This window comes from Streptomyces sp. NPDC005004, from assembly GCF_053600675.1.
The window spans coordinates 396839-414225 of the sequence record NZ_JBSGAH010000003.1; the positions used below are offsets into that span (position 1 = coordinate 396839).

At 73.1% G+C, this 17387-nt stretch carries 18 protein-coding genes and 1 pseudogene; 8 read left to right on the plus strand and 11 right to left on the minus strand.

From position 1 onward, the window contains the following. Positions 1-109: 109 nt before the first annotated feature. The 3 genes from ACWEEU_RS06070 to ACWEEU_RS06080 are packed head-to-tail and all read right to left on the minus strand — an operon-like array spanning position 110 to position 3425. Entirely contained in the window at positions 110-1546 is a 1437-nt protein-coding gene (locus ACWEEU_RS06070; RefSeq protein ID WP_451729013.1) for a vWA domain-containing protein, read from the minus strand. Next, a complete protein-coding gene (locus ACWEEU_RS06075) occupies positions 1543-2958 on the minus strand; it encodes a hypothetical protein (protein WP_451729016.1) in 1416 nt (471 codons plus the stop codon). The genes ACWEEU_RS06070 and ACWEEU_RS06075 overlap by 4 nt, the downstream gene beginning before the upstream one ends. After that, positions 2928-3425 carry a hypothetical protein gene (locus ACWEEU_RS06080; protein ID WP_451729019.1) on the minus strand — a complete coding sequence of 166 codons (498 nt, stop codon included), beginning with the start codon at positions 3423-3425 and terminating at the stop codon, positions 2928-2930. Before ACWEEU_RS06080 ends, ACWEEU_RS06075 begins: the two co-directional genes overlap by 31 nt. A gap of 284 nt (positions 3426-3709) precedes the next feature. Here ACWEEU_RS06080 and ACWEEU_RS06085 point away from each other — a divergent pair, with 284 nt between their 5' ends. Beyond that, positions 3710-4495 (plus strand): SAM-dependent methyltransferase, encoded by a 786-nt coding sequence (locus ACWEEU_RS06085; RefSeq protein ID WP_451729022.1) that lies wholly within the window; start codon positions 3710-3712, stop codon positions 4493-4495. Positions 4496-4566: 71 nt separating this feature from the next. Here ACWEEU_RS06085 and ACWEEU_RS06090 read toward each other — a convergent pair whose 3' ends face one another. Beyond that, positions 4567-5343: a CDP-alcohol phosphatidyltransferase family protein gene (locus ACWEEU_RS06090; RefSeq protein ID WP_451729025.1), complete on the minus strand. Its 777-nt coding sequence runs from the start codon at positions 5341-5343 to the stop codon at positions 4567-4569. A gap of 107 nt (positions 5344-5450) precedes the next feature. Here ACWEEU_RS06090 and ACWEEU_RS06095 point away from each other — a divergent pair, with 107 nt between their 5' ends. From ACWEEU_RS06095 to ACWEEU_RS06115, 5 genes and pseudogenes are all read left to right on the plus strand, one after another. Continuing rightward, a complete protein-coding gene (locus ACWEEU_RS06095; protein ID WP_451729028.1) occupies positions 5451-6470 on the plus strand; it encodes a dehydrogenase in 1020 nt (339 codons plus the stop codon). A gap of 144 nt (positions 6471-6614) precedes the next feature. After that, positions 6615-7013, plus strand: a complete 399-nt coding sequence (locus ACWEEU_RS06100) for a 6-pyruvoyl trahydropterin synthase family protein (RefSeq protein ID WP_356093464.1) — start codon at positions 6615-6617, stop codon at positions 7011-7013. 80 nt (positions 7014-7093) lie between these two features. Beyond that, positions 7094-8281, plus strand: a complete 1188-nt coding sequence (locus ACWEEU_RS06105) for a glycosyltransferase family 4 protein (RefSeq protein WP_385742086.1) — start codon at positions 7094-7096, stop codon at positions 8279-8281. Then, positions 8278-9267, plus strand: coding sequence for a class I SAM-dependent methyltransferase (locus ACWEEU_RS06110; RefSeq protein WP_451729033.1), 990 nt, complete (start codon positions 8278-8280; stop codon positions 9265-9267). The genes ACWEEU_RS06105 and ACWEEU_RS06110 overlap by 4 nt, the downstream gene beginning before the upstream one ends. Positions 9268-9446: 179 nt before the next feature. Continuing rightward, positions 9447-10169: pseudogene (locus ACWEEU_RS06115) on the plus strand (lysylphosphatidylglycerol synthase transmembrane domain-containing protein); the annotation flags it as partial. Positions 10170-10270: 101 nt separating this feature from the next. Here ACWEEU_RS06115 and ACWEEU_RS06120 read toward each other — a convergent pair. Further along, positions 10271-11104: a creatininase family protein gene (locus ACWEEU_RS06120; RefSeq protein ID WP_451729073.1), complete on the minus strand. Its 834-nt coding sequence runs from the start codon at positions 11102-11104 to the stop codon at positions 10271-10273. 39 nt (positions 11105-11143) lie between these two features. Here ACWEEU_RS06120 and ribA point away from each other — a divergent pair, with 39 nt between their 5' ends. After that, positions 11144-11803 carry a GTP cyclohydrolase II gene (ribA, locus tag ACWEEU_RS06125; RefSeq protein ID WP_385741986.1) on the plus strand — a complete coding sequence of 220 codons (660 nt, stop codon included), beginning with the start codon at positions 11144-11146 and terminating at the stop codon, positions 11801-11803. 70 nt (positions 11804-11873) lie between these two features. Here ribA and ACWEEU_RS06130 read toward each other — a convergent pair whose 3' ends face one another. The 3 genes from ACWEEU_RS06130 to ACWEEU_RS06140 form a co-directional block, all read right to left on the minus strand. Then, positions 11874-13097, minus strand: coding sequence for a serine hydrolase domain-containing protein (locus tag ACWEEU_RS06130; protein ID WP_451729037.1), 1224 nt, complete (start codon positions 13095-13097; stop codon positions 11874-11876). Between the two features lie 70 nt (positions 13098-13167). Further along, positions 13168-14526 carry an MFS transporter gene (locus ACWEEU_RS06135; RefSeq protein ID WP_451729040.1) on the minus strand — a complete coding sequence of 453 codons (1359 nt, stop codon included), beginning with the start codon at positions 14524-14526 and terminating at the stop codon, positions 13168-13170. After that, positions 14523-15119: a TetR/AcrR family transcriptional regulator gene (locus ACWEEU_RS06140; RefSeq protein ID WP_385741980.1), complete on the minus strand. Its 597-nt coding sequence runs from the start codon at positions 15117-15119 to the stop codon at positions 14523-14525. Before ACWEEU_RS06140 ends, ACWEEU_RS06135 begins: the two co-directional genes overlap by 4 nt. Positions 15120-15200: 81 nt before the next feature. On the opposite strand from ACWEEU_RS06140, the gene ACWEEU_RS06145 reads away from it, so the two are divergent. After that, positions 15201-15641, plus strand: coding sequence for a PPOX class F420-dependent oxidoreductase (locus tag ACWEEU_RS06145; RefSeq protein WP_385741978.1), 441 nt, complete (start codon positions 15201-15203; stop codon positions 15639-15641). Positions 15642-15750: 109 nt separating this feature from the next. Here ACWEEU_RS06145 and ACWEEU_RS06150 read toward each other — a convergent pair whose 3' ends face one another. From ACWEEU_RS06150 to ACWEEU_RS06160, 3 genes are all read right to left on the minus strand, one after another. Then, positions 15751-16344 carry a histidine phosphatase family protein gene (locus ACWEEU_RS06150; protein WP_451729044.1) on the minus strand — a complete coding sequence of 198 codons (594 nt, stop codon included), beginning with the start codon at positions 16342-16344 and terminating at the stop codon, positions 15751-15753. A gap of 4 nt (positions 16345-16348) precedes the next feature. After that, positions 16349-17227, minus strand: coding sequence for a phosphogluconate dehydrogenase (NAD(+)-dependent, decarboxylating) (gene gnd / locus ACWEEU_RS06155; RefSeq protein ID WP_385741975.1), 879 nt, complete (start codon positions 17225-17227; stop codon positions 16349-16351). Position 17228: 1 nt separating this feature from the next. After that, positions 17229-17387: hypothetical protein (locus ACWEEU_RS06160; RefSeq protein WP_451729076.1), on the minus strand; the 159-nt coding region annotated here is incomplete at its 5' end.

The following is a 17387-nucleotide window of genomic DNA, read 5'->3' on the forward strand; positions in this document are numbered from 1 at the left end:
CGGTACGGGGGAGACCACAGCGGAACGGGCGTGGGCCGCCGCCGAGGGAGGGGGTGCCGCGCCGCGTGGGCGGGCGTGAGGCGCCGCGTGGGCGGGTGCCGTCCCGGGATCAGGTCAGGAACGTCTTGAGTTCGTGCACGAGCTTCTTGATGTGGCCGGAGATCACCGGCGTGCCCAGGTCCTTGAACCGCTCCCGGAACCACGGGTTGACGCTGCCGCGTCCGGAGCTGGTCACCGAGCCGACCGGGATGAACTTCGCGCCCGAGCGGTGCACGGCGGCGAAGCTGTCGTACAGCTCCTGCCCGCGCCACTCGTAGAAGTCGGATATCCAGACCACGACCGTGTTGCGCGGTGCCGCGATCTTCGGCTGGGCCAGCGCCATGGCCACGGTGCCGTCCGTGCCGCCCCCGAGTTTGGTGCGCAGCAGCGTCTCGAACGGGTCGTGCGCCCACGGCGTGAGGTCCAGCGCCTGTGTGTCGTAGGCGATCAGATGGACGTCGACCTTCGGCAGCCCGGCGAAGATGGATGCCAGGATGGTGCAGTTGACCATCGAGTCGACCATGGAGCCCGACTGGTCCACCACGACGATCAGCCGCTGCGGCGTCGTCTTGCGGCTGGTGTGCCGGTAATAGAGGCGGTCGACGTAGAGCCGCTCCTCCTCCGGGCTCCAGTTGGTGAGGTTCTTCCAGATGGTGCGGTCGAGGTCGAGGTTGCGGAAGACCCGCTTGGGCGGCACCGAGCGGTCGAGCTCCCCGACCGTGGCCTTCTCCACCTGGGTGCGCAGCACCTGTGCGACCTCGTCGACGTACCGCTTGATCAGCGACTTCGCGTTCGCCAGGGCCACGCCGGAGAGGTTGTCCTTGTCGCGCAGCAACTGCTCGACCAGCGACATGCTCGGGGTCAGCCGGGCCGCCAGTCGCGGGTCGGCCAGCACCTCGCGCAGCCGCATCCGCCGGACGAGACCGGCCTCGATCGCGCCGAGGTCGGGGCCGATCCCGGGGACGAGCCGGCTGAGGTCGGGGGTGGGCGCGCCGTAGCCGGTGCCGTTGCCCGCCGCCGCGCGGCCTCCGGTCCTGCCGCCGCGCAGCTCGCCCGGCTCGCAGCCGAGCGCGCGCTCCAGCCAGTCGGCGTCGGCCTGCCAGCGGGCGAGCTGTCCGGCGGTGATCTCGCCGGGGCGGGAGGCGAACACGTTCAGCAGCACTTTGGAGGCGAGCGCGGCGCGCCGTACCTCGGCGGTGCGGTCACGGGTGCCGTCCGGGTCCGGCTCGGGCGTCATCAGCCCGTCCAGCTCGGCGGCCAGCTCCGGGTGGCGCTGGACGACGGAGTCCACGGAGGTGTCCGGGTCGAGCAGTGCGGGCGGCAGGCCGATGTCCTCGACCACGGCGAGGGACGCGGACTCGAGACCGGCCTGCTCCTCGGGGTCGAAGAGGCGGGCGAGGAGACGCCAGTAGAGGACCTGACGACGGTTCTCCTGGGCATCGGGGACGGCGGGACCGGCGCCGACGGGGGCATCCTGGCCGCTGCCCTGGGTGCTGTCCTGGGTCATTTCCGCAGCAGCCTTCCCGCCCGCTCGCGCAGTATGGTCACCGCGTCCGTGGCCGCCTTCTCCGCGCGCACCCCCGCCTTGTCGGTCGTGCCCCCCGCCCACGCGCCCGCGTGTACCGCGACCGCCTTCTTGCGTACGGTCCGCTCCACCGCGAGCGGCTGGAGCAGAAACTCCCCGGCGTCCCAGCGCAGCAGCCCCAGGCACGCGGACGAGGCGGCGACGGCCTCCGGGGTGAGCGGCCCGGCGGCCGGGACGCGGTCGGCGTCGACCCGCAGCCGGCACCCGGCGACATCGAGGACGAGGCCGTCGGTGTCGTCCACCGCGTACCCCTCCACCAGGACCGGCACCGCGATCCGCGTCGGATGCCGGTCGAGCGCGGCGGTCGGGAAGGCGACCGCGGTCGGCAGCGCCACCCGGGCGGTGGTGAACGGCTCGGCGACCTCCCCGGTGCGGGCCCGCGCGTCGTCCCACAGCAGGTCGCCCTCGGCGGTGACCGGCATGGCGGCGAGGTCCATGGCGCGACCCTCGCCCAGCGCCGCGAGCAACGACATGTGCGGGCGCAGCAACTGCCACAGGCCCGCGCCGACGACCGAGTCGGGCTTCGGCGCGGACACCGAGGCCCGTACCAACCTGGGCGTAGCGCCGTCGGCGGGCTCGAACACCGCGTGCACCTGCGCCTGTACGGCGGTGGCGTGCTCCTGCACGTCCACACCGAGCGGCAGCAGGCGACCGCTCACCTCGGTCACGGCCGGGATGCCGAGGGCGCCCGGCACGGTCAGCAGCAGCGCCCGCGCCCACAGGTCGGCCCAGCGGCGGACGGGTATCCGCTCCAGGGTCGCGCCGGGGCAGCAGGCGGCGAGTTCGGCGGCGAAACCGTCGAGGAGTGCGGCCAGGCGGCGCAGCGCCGGGTCGGGCAGCATGGCGGAGACCACGGGGGCTGCGCCGCCGACGAGTTCGTGGTCGATGCCCCGCCAGCCGGCCCTGGCCAGGTCGCTGAGCCAACCGCGGGCGGCGAGTAGCAGGTTGACCGGCTGCTCCGCCCCTGCAGGGGCGCGGTCGTCGTCGCCGCACGCGCCCCCGACCGCCTCCCGCACCCGCGCGGTCAGCGCGTCGTGCGCCGAGCCGAGCAGGGCGGTGCGGGCGGCGGCGAGGGCGACGAAGTGGTCCTCGCCCGCGGCTCCGGCGGCCGCCTTCCCGGCCGCCTCCGCGACTCGCGTGGCCAGCGGCGATCCGGCGACGGCCGCGGCGAGCCCGTTCAGTCCCTCGGCCTGGCCGGGCTGCGGGCGCAGCAGACCGCCGACGAGGGCCCGGTCGAATCCGTCCACGGCGTCGAGGACCTCCGCCAGCCCCTCGACGGGATCGGTGAGCAGATCGACGCGCATCAGGCCACCGCCCTCGTGGTCGGGAACCACTGCATCTCCGGCAACGGCGCGGTGGTGGCAGGCAGTTCGAGATAGGCGAGGTGGCGCAGGAAGCGGCTGAAGACCTGGGCGGCGGCCGCGCTGTCGCCCTGCGGCGGGCGCGTGCCCGTCATGGCGGCGGCGAGGACGCCCGCGTCGGTGCCGTCGGCCTCGACCTTCAGATATCGGGCCACCCGCTCACTGCCGTACTGCAGCACGGCCTCGCCGATCAGCGCCCGTATGTGATTGCAGAACGTGCCGCGCGCCCCGCCGCACGGGCGGTTGTTGTTGGTGCTGCACGCGAACGCGTAGGACCCCGCGGCGACCGAGGAGACGTACACCCGCTCGATGTCCGACCCACTGGACACGACCCCCTGCAACCGCCCGTCGGCCAGCTCGACGAACGGCACCTTGGCCAGCTTCCGCGGCCGCGCCGACGGCACGACCCGCGCCGCGCTCGACCTCTCCCAGACGGACAACACACCACTCCCATGCACACGAAAAGGGACGCTCACACCAGAGCGGCGGAACGTGAAACGAATCTAAGGTGAGCCACTGACAACGGCGTTGACCTGCGGTTTCAACACACCGTCAGCGGACGGCGCGGGATCTTCCGCACAAGCGCGGCCTCGCCGGACCGCCTGTCGGCGGCTACGACTACGCTTGCGCCGCCGACCTGCCGCGCGAGAACCGTCCCTCGACGGGTGCGCGCGCCCGGCCGGATGCTCGGTTAGCCGTGTTCTCGCGTATGGAGGAGTGTCCCGTGACCGCCGGCGTACCCGTCCCTCGTATCGACACCAGCAAACCCCACCCCGCGCGCGTCTACGACTGGCTGCTGGGCGGGAAGGACAACTACCCCGTGGACCAGCAGGTCGGTGAGACGCTGCCCGAACAGTCGCGGCGCAGCGCGGCCCGCAACCGGGAGTTCATGCACCGCGCGTCCGCGTGGCTGGCCCACCAGGGCGTCGACCAGTTCCTCGACATCGGCACCGGCATCCCGACGGAGCCCAACCTGCACCAGATAGCGCAGGCGATCACGCCGAGCGCCCAGGTCGTCTACGTCGACAACGACCCGATCGTGCTGCGGCACGCGGAGGCGCTGCTGATCAGCACGCCCGAGGGCGCGACCGACTACATCCACGCCGATGTGCGCAAGCCCGCGGACATCCTCGAACACGCGCGTCAGCGGCTGGACTTCACCCGTCCGATCGCCCTGTCCCTGATCGCCCTCATGCACTTCCTGCCCGACTCCGAGGACCCCTACGGCCTCACCCGCACCCTGGTCGACGCCCTCCCCTCGGGCAGCTACCTGGTCCTCTCCCACGGCACCGCCGACCAGCACCCCGAACTGAAGGACCGGGTCGAGGACACGTACAAGAAGGGCGCGATCCCCCTCCGGATGCGCACCCGCGCCGAGGTCGAGCCGTTCTTCGAGGGTCTCGAACTCATCGCCCCCGGGCTCGTGTTCGCAACCGAGTGGTACCAGGAGGGCCCGGCTCCGGAGCAGGAGCGGTGCGGCTTCTACGTGGGGGTGGCACGGGTGCCGTAACCGGCACGGGCGCCCCGAGCCGCCGTGCCCGAGGACGGCCGCACGCACGCCACCGTGCGGCCGCTCCTGCCTCAGCCCGCGACCAGCTCCGGAGTCTTCGCGGGAGCGGCCGGGATCTCCTCCTCCGGCGCCTCCACCTGCCGCGCGTTGCGCCACAGCCACGCCACGTCCCGTCCGAACGACCACACCAGCGACCCCAGGGCCAGCAGGACCACCCCGAACTCGGCGGCGTACGGCAGCAGCCCCGCGCCCGCTATGAGAAGGCAGATTCCCTGGAGGGCGGCGACCGTCTTGCGGGCGAAGGACGGGGGGAGCGGGGCGTTGAGCCAGGGGGCGAGGCGGGCGGCGGCGACGAAGGCGTAGCGCATGGCGCCGATGAGGAGGACCCAGGGGCCGAGCCGCATGGACACGTACACGCTCAGGACCAGGATGAGGAACGCGTCCACCTCCATGTCGAAGCGGGCGCCCAGCGCGCTGGAGGTGCCGGTGCGGCGGGCGACCTTGCCGTCGACGCCGTCGAGGAGGAGGGCGACGGCGGTGAGGCCGACCAGGAGGGTGACCGGCGGCGCGCTCTCGAAGGAGTCGGCGACCAGGGCCGTCACACCGCCGACCAGGGTGGCCCGCCCGAGGGTGACCCGGTTGGCCGGGCCGAAGGAGCGCAGCGCGGAGCGGTGCAGGGCGCGGGAGAGCACCGCCCAGGTGGCGAACGCGAAGGCGAGCCCCGACAGCCAGCCGGCCACCCCCATGCCGATGGCCGTGCCGAGCAGGGCCAGCAGCAGAAGCTGTACGCCCGCTCCCACGGCCGTCTCCTGCTGGAGCCTCGCGTCATACGTGTTGTTCAGGGCCACCGCACATCCTCCGGCCGAGTGACAGAGTCGATCATGGCCGCGTACTGTGCGCGGCCTGTGCCCTTCTCGGTACGTGAGCAAGTTCCCGATCGTTCAGGAGGATGCCGATGAACACCGCCGCCCGCGCGTTCTGGCTCAGTTCACCCGGCCATGGCGAGCTGCGTGACGTCACCCTTCCGGAGCCCGCCGAGGGTGAGGTGCTGGTCCGCTCCCTCTACTCCGGCGTCAGCCGGGGCACCGAGACCCTGGTCTTCCGCGGCGGCGTGCCCGAGAGCCAACACGACGCGATGCGCGCCCCGTTCCAGGAGGGCGACTTCCCGGCCCCGGTGAAGTACGGCTACCTCAACGTCGGCGTCGTCGAGCAGGGTCCCGCTGAGCTGATCGGCCGCACCGTCTTCTGCCTGTATCCGCACCAGAGCCGTTACGTCGTTCCGGTGAGCGCCGTCACCGTCGTGCCCGAGGGCGTGCACGCCGCGCGTGCCGTGCTCGCCGGGACCGTGGAGACGGCCGTCAACGCCCTGTGGGACGCCGCGCCGCTCGTCGGCGACCGGATCGCGGTGGTCGGCGGCGGCATGGTCGGCTGCTCGGTCGCCGCGCTGCTCGCCCGCTTCCCCGGCGTACGGCTCCAGCTCGTGGACGCCGACCCGGCCCGCGCCAAGACCGCGGACGCCCTCGGCATCGACTTCGCCACGCCCGAGGAGGCCCTGGACGGCTGCGACCTCGTCGTCCACGCCAGCGCCACCGAGCAGGGTCTCGCCCGCGCCCTGGAACTCCTCGCCCCCGAGGGCACGGTGATCGAGCTGAGCTGGTACGGCGACCGGCGCGTCACCCTGCCGCTGGGCGAGTCCTTCCACTCCCGCCGCCTCACCGTGCGCGCCAGCCAGGTCGGCACCGTCTCCCCGGCGGCCCGCCCCGGTCGCGGTTACGCCGAACGGATGGCCCTCGCCCTCGACCTCCTGGCGGACCCCGCGCTGGACGCGCTCGTCACCGGGGAGAGTGACTTCGAGGAACTGCCCGAGGTCATGCCCCGCCTGGCCTCCGGCGAGCTGCCCGCGCTGTGCCACCGCATCCGGTACGACACGGCCGTTCGAGCGGGAAAAGAGGCGCCACGCCCCGCCGGCATGTGAAAAGGAATCAGCGCCGAAGACCGCCTGACCTGAGAAAAGAGTGAGAGAGGGCTGAACGCGGGGAAGCGAGCAGCCGTACTAGTCGTCAACCCCCGGCGGGAACCGCGGGGGGCACCAGACGCGCCGCACCTGGAGGGTCGTCCGTTGTTCAGCATCACCGTCCGCGATCACCTGATGATCGCCCACAGCTTCCGCGGCGAGGTCTTCGGGCCCGCGCAGCGCCTGCACGGGGCCACGTTCCTCGTGGACGCCACCTTCCGGCGCGAGCAGCTGGACGAGGACAACATCGTCGTCGACATCGGGCTGGCCACGAAGGAACTGGGCACCGTGGTCGGGGAGCTGAACTACCGCAACCTCGACGACGAGCCCGAGTTCGCGGGAGTCAACACCTCCACCGAGTTCCTCGCCAAGGTCGTCGCCGACCGCCTGGCCGAGCGCATCCACAAGGGCGCCCTCGGCGAAGGCGCGCGCGGCCTGGCGAGCCTCTCCGTCACCCTGCACGAGTCGCACATCGCCTGGGCGAGTTACGAGCGTGACCTGTGAGCGACCTGACCGTGGACCGCGCGACGGCCACCCCTGAGCGCACGAAGGTCACCTCCGACCGCCTGGCGGTCACCGACCGCATGACGGCGGGACCCGACCGCGCGAAGGCCACCCCCCTCGCCTACGTCCCCCCGCAGCCCACCGCCCCCCAGAACGTCGGGATCATCCCCATGTCCCTGCGCACCGTGCACTTCGTCATGCCGGGCGGCGTCGACGACCTCGCCGCCCCCAGCGGCGGCAACGCCTACGACCGCCGCGTCTGCCTCGACCTGCCCGGCTTCGGCTGGCAGGTCGTCCGGCACGCCGCGTCCGGCGCCTGGCCCGACCCGGACGGCGCCGCCCGCGAGAGCCTCGCCCGCACCCTGAGCGAGCTGCCCGACGACACCGTGGTCCTCCTCGACGGCCTGGTCGCCTGCGGGGTGCCCGAGATCGTCGTCCCCGAGGCGGAACGGCTGCGCCTCGCCGTCCTCGTCCACCTCCCGCTCGGCGACGAGACCGGTCTGGACCCGGCCGTCGCCGCCGACCTCGACGCCCGTGAGCGCGCCGTGCTGCGCGCGGTGCCCGCCGTCATCGCCACCAGCGACTGGGCCGTACGCCGACTGGTCTCGCACCACGGCCTCGCCCCCGACCGCGTCCACCTGGCCGCCCCCGGCGCCGACATCGCCCCCCTCGCGCCCGGCACCGACGGCGTCTCGCACCTGGTGTGCGTCGCCGCCGTCACCCCGCGCAAGGGCCAGCACCGCCTGGTCGAGGCGCTCGCCGCCGTACGCGACCTGCCCTGGACCTGCTCCCTGGTCGGCGGCCTCGGCCACGACCCCGAGTACGTCGAGGGGCTGCGCGCCCAGATCGAGGGGTACGGCCTCGCCGACCGGCTGCACCTGACCGGCCCGCGCTCCGGCGCCGACCTCGACGCCAGCTACGCCGCCGCCGACCTGATGGTCCTCACCTCGTACGCCGAGACCTACGGCATGGCCGTCACCGAGGCGCTGGCCCGGGGCATCCCGGTCCTCGCGACCGACGTCGGCGGACTGCCCGAGGCCGTCGGCCGCGCCCCCGACGGCGGCGTGCCCGGCATCCTCGTCCCGCCGGAGGACCCCGGCGCCATCGCCGCCGAACTGCGCGGCTGGTTCAACGAGGCCGACGTGCGCCGCCGCCTCAAGGCCGCCGCCCGGGGCCGCCGCTCCGCCCTCGCGGGCTGGGCCGCGACCGCCCGCAGCCTGGCCGGGGTCCTCGGCCGGCTCCCCGACGCGCCGCGGAGGGCCGCATGAGCGAGACGACCACGGTCGCCGGGCCGCAGCCCGGCAACTCCACGCCCTCCGAGGAGCAGCCGGTGAACACCGACGACGTCATCGCGGGCGCCGGACCCGTGACCCGCCCCGGCGAGCGGCCGACCGTACGGCTGCGCGAGGGCGAGGCCGAGGAGGCGCCCCGCTACGCGCCCGAGTGGCTGCAACTGCGCGAGGCCGCCGACGCGGACGCCCGCGCCGAGGTCCTGCTGGAGCCGCTGCGCACCCGGGTGGCCGAACGGCCCGGCGAGGACGGCGGGCTCGTCGTGCACGACCTCGGCTGCGGCACCGGCTCCATGGGCCGCTGGCTGGCGGCCCGCCTCGACGGCCCCCAGCACTGGGTCCTGCACGACCTCGACCCCTACCTGCTGCACTTCGCCGCCGTCGCCTCCCCGCGCGCCGGCGCCGACGGCGCCCAGGTCACCGTCGAGACCCGGCGCGGCGACGTCGCCCGGCTCACCCCGGACGCGCTGACCGGGGCCGACCTGGTCACCGCCTCCGCGCTGCTCGACGTGCTCACCCGCGAGGAGGTCGAGACCCTCGCCGCCGCCTGCGCCGGGGCGGGCTGCCCGGCGCTGCTCACCCTGTCCGTCGCCGGACGGGTGGAACTGGAGCCGTCCGACCCGCTGGACGCGCAGCTCGCCGAGGCGTTCAACGACCACCAGCGCCGCACCGGGATGCTCGGACCCGACGCGGTTGCCGTGGCCTGCCAGGCGTTCGCCGAGCACGGGGCGACCGTACGGGTGCACCCGAGCCCGTGGCGGCTCGGACCCGAGCACGCCGCGCTGACCGCGCAGTGGCTGCGCGGCTGGGTGGGCGCGGCGGTCGAACAGCGGCCCGAGCTGCGCGAGCGGGCGGCGGTCTACCTCGCCGAGCGGCTGGCCGCGCTCGAAGCGGGCGAGCTGAGTGTCGTCGTGCACCACAGCGATCTGCTCGCACTGCCCCGCTCGGCGGGAGGCGTGGGATGAACGCGCCAACGGGGGACACCGCCACGGAGGTTTCGGTGTCGCAGACGCGCCCGGCGCCGACGCGGGAGAAGGGCACCCGGGGGCGCTTCAACTCCCGTGCGCTGCGCGCCCACTTCGGCACCGTCGCCGGGGTCGTGATCCTCGGCGGGCTGCTGTGGCGGCTCGGCACCGGTCCGCTGATGGACGGGCTGCGGCGGATCGACACCCCAACGGTGCTGATCGCCCTCGGCGTTGGTCTCCTCACCACCGTGTTCAGTGCCTGGCGCTGGCAGTTGGTGGCGCGCGGGCTCGGCATCCGGCTCCCGCTGGGTGCCGCCGTGGCGGACTACTACCGCGCGCTGTTCCTCAACGCGGCACTCCCCGGCGGGGTGCTGGGCGACGTGCACCGCGCGGTACGGCACGGGCAGAGCGCCGGGGACGTACGGCGCGCGGTCAAGGCCGTCGTGCTGGAGCGGGTCGCCGGGCAGATCGCGCTCGCCGTGGCCGGCACCGCACTGCTGCTGACGCTGCCCTCGCCGGTCCGCGACGACGTGCGCACCGTCGCCGCGCCCGTGGCCCTCGCGGTGGTGGGCGCCCTCGCGGTCGCCGTCGCCGTACGGCTGAACCGGGGGTCCGCCGGGACCGGGCGGCGGGGCGGGGTCCTCGCCGACGCGCGCCGGGGGCTGCTGTCCCGCGAGAGCGGGCCCGGGGTCGCGCTGTCCTCGGCGGTCGTCCTCGCCGGACACCTCGGCATGTTCGTCGTCGCCGCCCGGGTCGCCGGGAGCGGGGCCACCGTCGCGCTGCTGCTCCCGCTCGCGGTGCTCGCGCTGGTCGCGATGGGACTGCCGCTGAACGTCGGCGGCTTCGGTCCCCGCGAGGGCGTCACCGCCTGGGCGTTCGCCGCGGCCGGGCTGGGCGCGAGCAGCGGGGTCGCGGTGGCGGTCGTGTACGGCGTGCTGAGCTTCGTGGCGAGCCTGCCCGGCGCCGTCGTCCTCGTCGCCCGCTGGTACGCCGGGCTGCGGGGCTACTCCCGTACGGCGCCCGGCAGTTCGGCGACGGACGCGGTCTCGCCCGAGGTCGCCAACTCGCCCGAGGCCGGGAGCTTTCCGGAGGTCAGCAGCTCGAAGTACGGAGCGAAATCCTCCACGAGGCTCGCCAGCAGGCTCTTGCCCTTTTCCGCCGTGGCCAGGGACGGGCGCCCGATGACGCCCGATTCGGTGTAGGCGGACATTCCCGTGGTGAGCAGATGACGGCGGTCGTCGGCGGTGAAATCGGCGGTCTCATGACCAGGGCGGAGGAATTCGGGATGAGCGTGCAGCAGAATGGACGTCTCGATTTCCCCGGCGTGCATGTCGGTGAGCAGCGAGGTCACCACGCCCGCGCGCTCGCGGGCCGCCTCCCAGTCCTCGGCGGCCGGGAAGAGCGCCATGCGCTCACCGCGCGCGGACGCCTCCTGCACGACATTGCCCAGGACGTAGTTCCCGCCGTGGCCGTTGACCACGACCAGGGCCTCGACACCCGAACGGCGCAACGAATCCGCCATGTCCCGCACGATGGCGTGGAGGGTGGTGGAGGAGATACTGACGGTTCCCGGCCAGGCCGCGTGTTCGTGGGAGCAGGAGACCGTCACCGGGGGAAGGAGGTGTACCGGGTACGCGGCGGCTATCTCCCGCGCCACGGCGCAGGCGACGAGCGTGTCGGTCGTCAGCGGAAGGTACGCCCCGTGCTGTTCGAAGCTGCCCACGGGAAGGACGGCGACCTGTGTTGAGACACCCGCCCCCCGCTTGCGTACGTCCTCCGTGGTGTCCGCCGGCAGCACTCCGTGTGCGGCCGCCGCACTCGCGCCCGAACCACTCATCTCTTTCACGGCCTTTCGTCTCTGCTTAGGAATCAGATCATGACAGAAAACCTCGGCGTCCTCGGCAAGAAGTCCCCGCGGCGTTCGGGCGCGGAACGCGTCGTGAATACCCCGCTGCCCACCGCGTACGGGAAATTCCAGGCGATCGGCTACCTGGACCACGACCGGGGTGACGAACACGTCGCCCTGGTCTTCGGCGAGATAGGCGAGGAGGGCGTGCTGACCCGGCTGCACTCCGAGTGCCTGACCGGGGACGCGTTCAGCTCGCAGCACTGCGAGTGCGGTGAGCAGCTGTCCTCCGCGCTGCGCGCGGTCGCCGCCGAGGGCAGCGGGATCGTCGTCTACCTGCGCGGCCACGAGGGCCGCGGCATCGGCCTGCTGGCCAAGCTGCGCGCGATGGCCCTCCAGGCGGAGGGCCTGGACACGGTCGAGGCCAACCTCGCCCTCGGCCTCCCGGTGGACGCCCGCGACTACCGTGTCGCCGCCGAGATCCTCCACGACCTCGGCGTCCGCTCGGTGCGCCTCATGTCCAACAACCCCCGCAAGCGCGAGGCGCTGACCCGCCACGGCATCGAGGTCGCGGAAACGGTCCCCCTCCTGATCGAGCCCAGCGAGAACAACATCACCTACCTCCGCACCAAGCGCGAACGCCTGGACCACGACCTCCCCCACCTGGACGCGGTGGGCCACGGCTCCTGATCCCGGCCCGACGGGAGCGCCCGACGAGTCCGGCCGGGTCCCGGCCGGACTCGCGCCGTCTCCGGACGCCTCAGTCCGTCACCGCCTCGTGGACCAGGCGGCGCAGTTCCGGGAAGATCTTCAGGTTTTTCGGCCGGAGCTGGGTCATGAACTGGACCGTGAGGTCGAGGGCGGGGGCGATCCAGAAGGCGGTGGTGGCGACGCCGGTCCAGCCGTAGGTGCCGGGGGCGGAGGGGGCCAGGGTACGGGTGGGGTCGGTGACGACGGAGACGTTGAAGCCGAACCCGAGGCCGTCGTTGGCGCGTTCCTGGTGGGCGGCGGCGCCGAAGGTACGCAGGACGGCGTTGCCGGGGAGCTGGTTGCGGGTCATCAGGGCCACGGTCTCGGGGCGGAGCAGGCGGACGCCGTCCAGTTCGCCGCCCCGGCGCAGGAACTCCATGAAGCGGTGGTAGTCGTGGGCCGTCGAGGCCAGGCCGCCGCTGGCGGAGAGGAAACGGGGGCGGCCGCGCAGGGGGAGCCCGGGGACCGGTGCGATGCCGCCGGTCTCGGTCTCGCCGTACAACTCGGCCAGGCGGGCCATCTGTTCGGGGCTGAGGTGGAAGCCGGTGTCCGTCATGCCGAGCGGGACCAGGATGCGCTCGGCGAAGAACGCGTCCAGGGGGCGCCCCGAGACCACCTCGATCAGGCGGCCCAGCACGTTGGAGGCGACCGAGTAGTTCCACTGGGTTCCGGGCTCGAACTGGAGGGGCAGCCGGGCGTACACCGCCACCGTCTCCGCCAGGTCCGCGCCGGGCGGCACGGAGGACTCGAGGTTCGCCTCGCGATAGAGGGCGTCCACCGGGTGGCTGTGGTAGAAGGCGAAGGTCAGACCCGCCGTGTGGGTCAGCAGATGGCGGACCAGGATCGGTCCGGAGGCCGGTCGGGTACGCACGTCCGCGCCCGAACCTCCCTCGTACACGCGCGGATCGGCGAACTCCGGCAGGTGGCGGTCGATCGGGTCGTCGAGGGACAGCAGGCCCTCCTCCACCAGCGTCAGCACCGCTACGGCGGTGACCGGCTTGGTCATGGAGTAGATACGCCACAGCGTGTCCGGCTCCACCGGCAGCCCCGCCGCGCGGTCACGGTGACCGTGCACGGTGAGATGCGCGACGCGCCCGCCCCGGGCCACCGACACCAGGAAGCCGGGCAGCCGGCCCTCGTCCACGTAATGGGCGAAGTGCTGGTCCAGACGGTCCAGTGCCTTCGCGTCCAGCCCCGCCTCTTCCGGGTCGACTTCCTGTCGAAGCTGTGCCATCGCTCGCTCTCCTACGGTCGCGTCGTACGCCGTGCGGTCCGGCTCGGTCACCGGGACGACCTGTTGTTTCTCATGGTCGCGCAGGATCGCCGGGAAGGACCCGCGCGTCGGCTTCCCGCGCGTCGGCATCCAACGCCGCCTCGCCGGCGCCTCGTTGAGGCAACGCACGAGCCACCGGAACGACCGCCGCCACCAGGATCGCGAACACGCACAGAGCGATACGCGACCCCGCCGCCGTCAGCGCCGTCGCCGCCGCCACCCCCACCACCGGCCCGATGTTGAGCGCGGTCTGCTGAAGCCCGCCCGCCACTCCGGCCGCCGTCAACTCCGCCCGGCGTACGACGACATGGGTGGCCGCCACCATCACCGTCCCGAACCCCGCGCCCAGCAGGGCGAATCCGGCACCCAGGGAAAGCGCCCCGGTGGCCCGGGACAGCAGCAGCCCGCCGAGCGCGAGCAGCGCCGTCCCCGTCCCGGTCGTCCACCTGGCGCCCCAGCGGCGCAGCAGCACCGGACAGCAGGGAGCCGAGGCGATCATCATCGCCGCGAGCGGCACGCTTCGCACCGCGCTCTCGAACGGGTCCAGTCCCAGGTCGCGTTGGAGCACGTACGTCTCCACGAAGAGCGTCCCGGACAGCGCGGCCGACACGGCCACCAGGATGCCCAGCGCCGCCCCCACGGGACCCACACCGATCACCCCGGGCGGCACCAGCGGACGCGTGGCGCGCCGCTCGTGCCGTACGAACGTCACCCCCGCCACCACCGAGACGGCGAGCGCCGGCAGCGTCGCCGCACCGGGCGCCGACAGCGCGTGGACCGAGGACGCCAGGGTCACCGCGAGCAGCAGCGCGCCCGGGAGGTCCAGCCCGGCGGGGGAGACCCGCGGCGCCTCCCCGCCCAGCGCGGCCAGTCCGAAGGCCAGCGCCGGGAGCACCCCGAGGAAGAACACCGCACGCCAGCCCAGCCAGGTCGCCAGCGCACCGCCCACCAGCGGCCCGGTCGCCGCCGCGAGCCCGATCGCGCTCGTCCGCACCGCGAGCGGCATCGCCAGCCGGTCCGGCGGATACGCGGCCCGCAGCATCCCGAGCGTCGCGGGCTGGAGCAGCGCCCCGAACACCCCCTGGACGACCCGGAGCCCGATCACCCACCCGACGCCGGGCGCGAATCCGATGGCCGCCGACGCCGCCCCGAACCCGAGCATCCCCAGCGCGAACGTCCGCCGCTGCCCGTACCGGTCCCCGAGCCGCCCCGCGAACACCAACAGGCTTGCCACGACGAGGAGATACGCCGTACTCGTCCACTGCACCTCGGCGAACGAGGCATGCAACGACCGCTGCAGGGAGGGCTGGGCGACGGTGAGGACCGTGCCGTCCAGGGCGACCAGCACCGCGCCCGCCACACTGCACGCCAGCGCCAACCGCCGGTTCACCTGCCCGTCCCCGGGCCGAGGTGCGCGGCCAGACACGCCTGCAACATGGGCTCGAAGTCGGTGTCCCCGGTCGCCAGTTGGAGGCTGCCCCAGCGCCACAACTGGACCAGCCCGTGCAGGTTCGCCCACAGAACCCCGGCGACCTGACGGGCGTCCGCCTCCGGCCGTACGCGCTGCACCAGCTCCACCAGGACCGCGAACAGCGGCAGGCTGGTGTCCCGCAGCCCCAGGTGACCGCTCTTGAGAATGTCGTGACGGAACATCAGCTCATACATCCCGGGGTTCTCCAGCGCGAAGCGCAGATACGTCCGCGCCAGCACCTCCGACCGCTCACGCGGATCGTCGGCGGCGGAGTCGAGCGTGTCGCGCACCCGACCGCCCAGATCCTCGAAGCCCCGCCGCGCGATCGCGGACAACAGCTCCAGATGGGTGGGGAAGTACCGGCGGGGCGCTCCGTGCGAGACCCCCGCCCGGCGGGCGATCTCCCGCAGGCTCAGCGCCTGCGCCCCCTCGGCGGCAAGGAGGGCAACCCCGGCGTCCACCAGACGCGACCTGAGCCCCGGGTCGGACCCGCTCTTCGACGACTCGTTCATGGACAGTGTCTACCAAGCAGCGGTAGACACTGTCTACCAAGCCGGGGAATGCGCCGCACACCACCCCCCGTTGACCCGGGTATGACTGACGACCCGACGACGCAGGACGCCCTGCTCAAGCTGCTCTCCGAGGGGCACGGGGGTGTGCTGGTCACACTCAAGCGGGACGGCCGCCCCCAGTTGTCCAATGTGAGCCACGCCTACGACCCGGCCGAGCGGATCATCCGCGTCTCGGTCACCGACGACCGCGCCAAGACCCGCAATCTGCGCCGCGAGCCGCGTGCCTCCTACTACGTGACCAGCGACGACCGCTGGGCGTACACGGTGGCCGAGGGCACGGTGGAGCTGACCCCCGTCGCCGAGGACCCGCACGACGAGACCGTGGAGGAGCTGATCCGGCTCTACCGCGAGGTGCTGGGCGAGCACCCGGACTGGGACGACTACCGCGCCGCGATGGTCCGCGACCGGCGGCTGGTCGTGAAGCTGCACGTCGAGCGCGCCTACGGGGTGCCCGGGAAGTAGAAGTAACTGCCCCCGACCGCTTCCGGACACGCCGAGGCCCGGACCACCACACACGGTGGTGGTCCGGGCCTCGGGCGGTCACTTCAGGGCCGATCGCCCCACCCGTCACTCAGGGCAACCGGTTCCACTCCACGATCACGGGTCGACCATGCTCCGTGGAGAGCCGGCTCACCGTCCCCGTGGCGAGCCGGAACAGCCGGCCGTCGGCGGGCGGCAGGCCCAGCCGACGCGCGGTGAGCACCCGCAGGAAGTGGGCGTGCGCGACCAGGATCACGTCGCCGCCGTCCTCCTGGAGCGCCTTGTCCACCCGGGCCAGGACCCGGTCCGCGCGCGCCCCGACCTGCTCGGGGGACTCGCCGGGATGCCCCTCGGGGCCGGGGATCACCCCGTCGGTCCACAGGTCCCAGTCGGGCCGGGTCGTGTGGATGTCGACGGTCTTGACGCCCTCGTAGCCGCCGTAGTCCCACTCGACCAGGTCGGGGTCGGACTCGGCGCCGGTCAGACCGGCCAGCCGGGCGGTGTCCCGGGCCCGGCCCATCGGGCTGGTCAGGACGACGGCGAAGTCGTGCCCGGCGAGGAGTGGAGCGAGGGACCTGGCCTGCTCCTCACCGCGTGCGGTGAGCGGCAGATCGGTCCAGCTCGTGTGCTGTCCCGACAGGCTCCACTCCGTCTCGCCGTGGCGGACGAGCAGGAGGTCCCCCACGACGTCAGCCCTTCTTCTCGACCGCGTGGCCGCCGAACTGGTTGCGCAGCGCGGCGATCATCTTCATCTGCGGCGAGTCGTCCTGGCGGGACGCGAAGCGGGCGAACAGCGACGCGGTGATCGCCGGGAGCGGCACCGCGTTGTCGATGGCGGCCTCGACGGTCCACCGGCCCTCGCCGGAGTCCTCGGCGTAGCCGCGCAGCTCGTCCAGGTGCTCGTCGTCGTCCAGGGCGTTGACCGCGAGGTCGAGCAGCCAGGAGCGGATGACCGTGCCCTCCTGCCAGGAGCGGAAGATCTCGCGGACGTTGTCCACGGAGTTCGCCTTCTCCAGCAGCTCCCAGCCCTCGGCGTACGCCTGCATCATGGCGTACTCGATGCCGTTGTGGACCATCTTGGCGAAGTGACCGGCGCCGACGCGGCCCGCGTGCACGTAGCCGTAGGGGCCCTCGGGCTTCAGCGCGTCGAAGACGGGCTGGAGGCGGTCGACGTTCTCCTTGTCGCCGCCGACCATCAGCGCGTAGCCGTTCTCCAGACCCCAGACACCGCCGGAGACGCCCGCGTCCACGAAGCCGATGCCCTTGATGGCCAGCTCGGCGGCGTGCTTCTCGTCGTCCGTCCAGCGGGAGTTGCCGCCGTCCACGACGACGTCACCGGGGGAGAGCAGGTCCTTCAGCTCGTCGACGACGACCTGGGTGGCGGTGCCGGCCGGGACCATCACCCAGATGGTGCGCGGCGCGTCGAGCTTCTCGACCAGCTCGGCGAGGTCCTTGACGTCGGTCAGTTCCGGGTTGCGGTCGTAGCCGATGACCTGGTGGCCCGCGCGGCGGATGCGCTCGCGCATGTTGCCGCCCATCTTGCCGAGACCGATGAGTCCGAGCTGCATGTCAGTTCACTTCCTTGAGGGAACGGTAGGCGGCGACGAGGGCCGTGGTGGAGGGGTCGAGGCCCGGGACCTCGGCGCCCTCGGTGAGGGCGGGTTCGATCCGCTTGGCGAGGACCTTGCCGAGTTCGACGCCCCACTGGTCGAAGGAGTCGATGTTCCA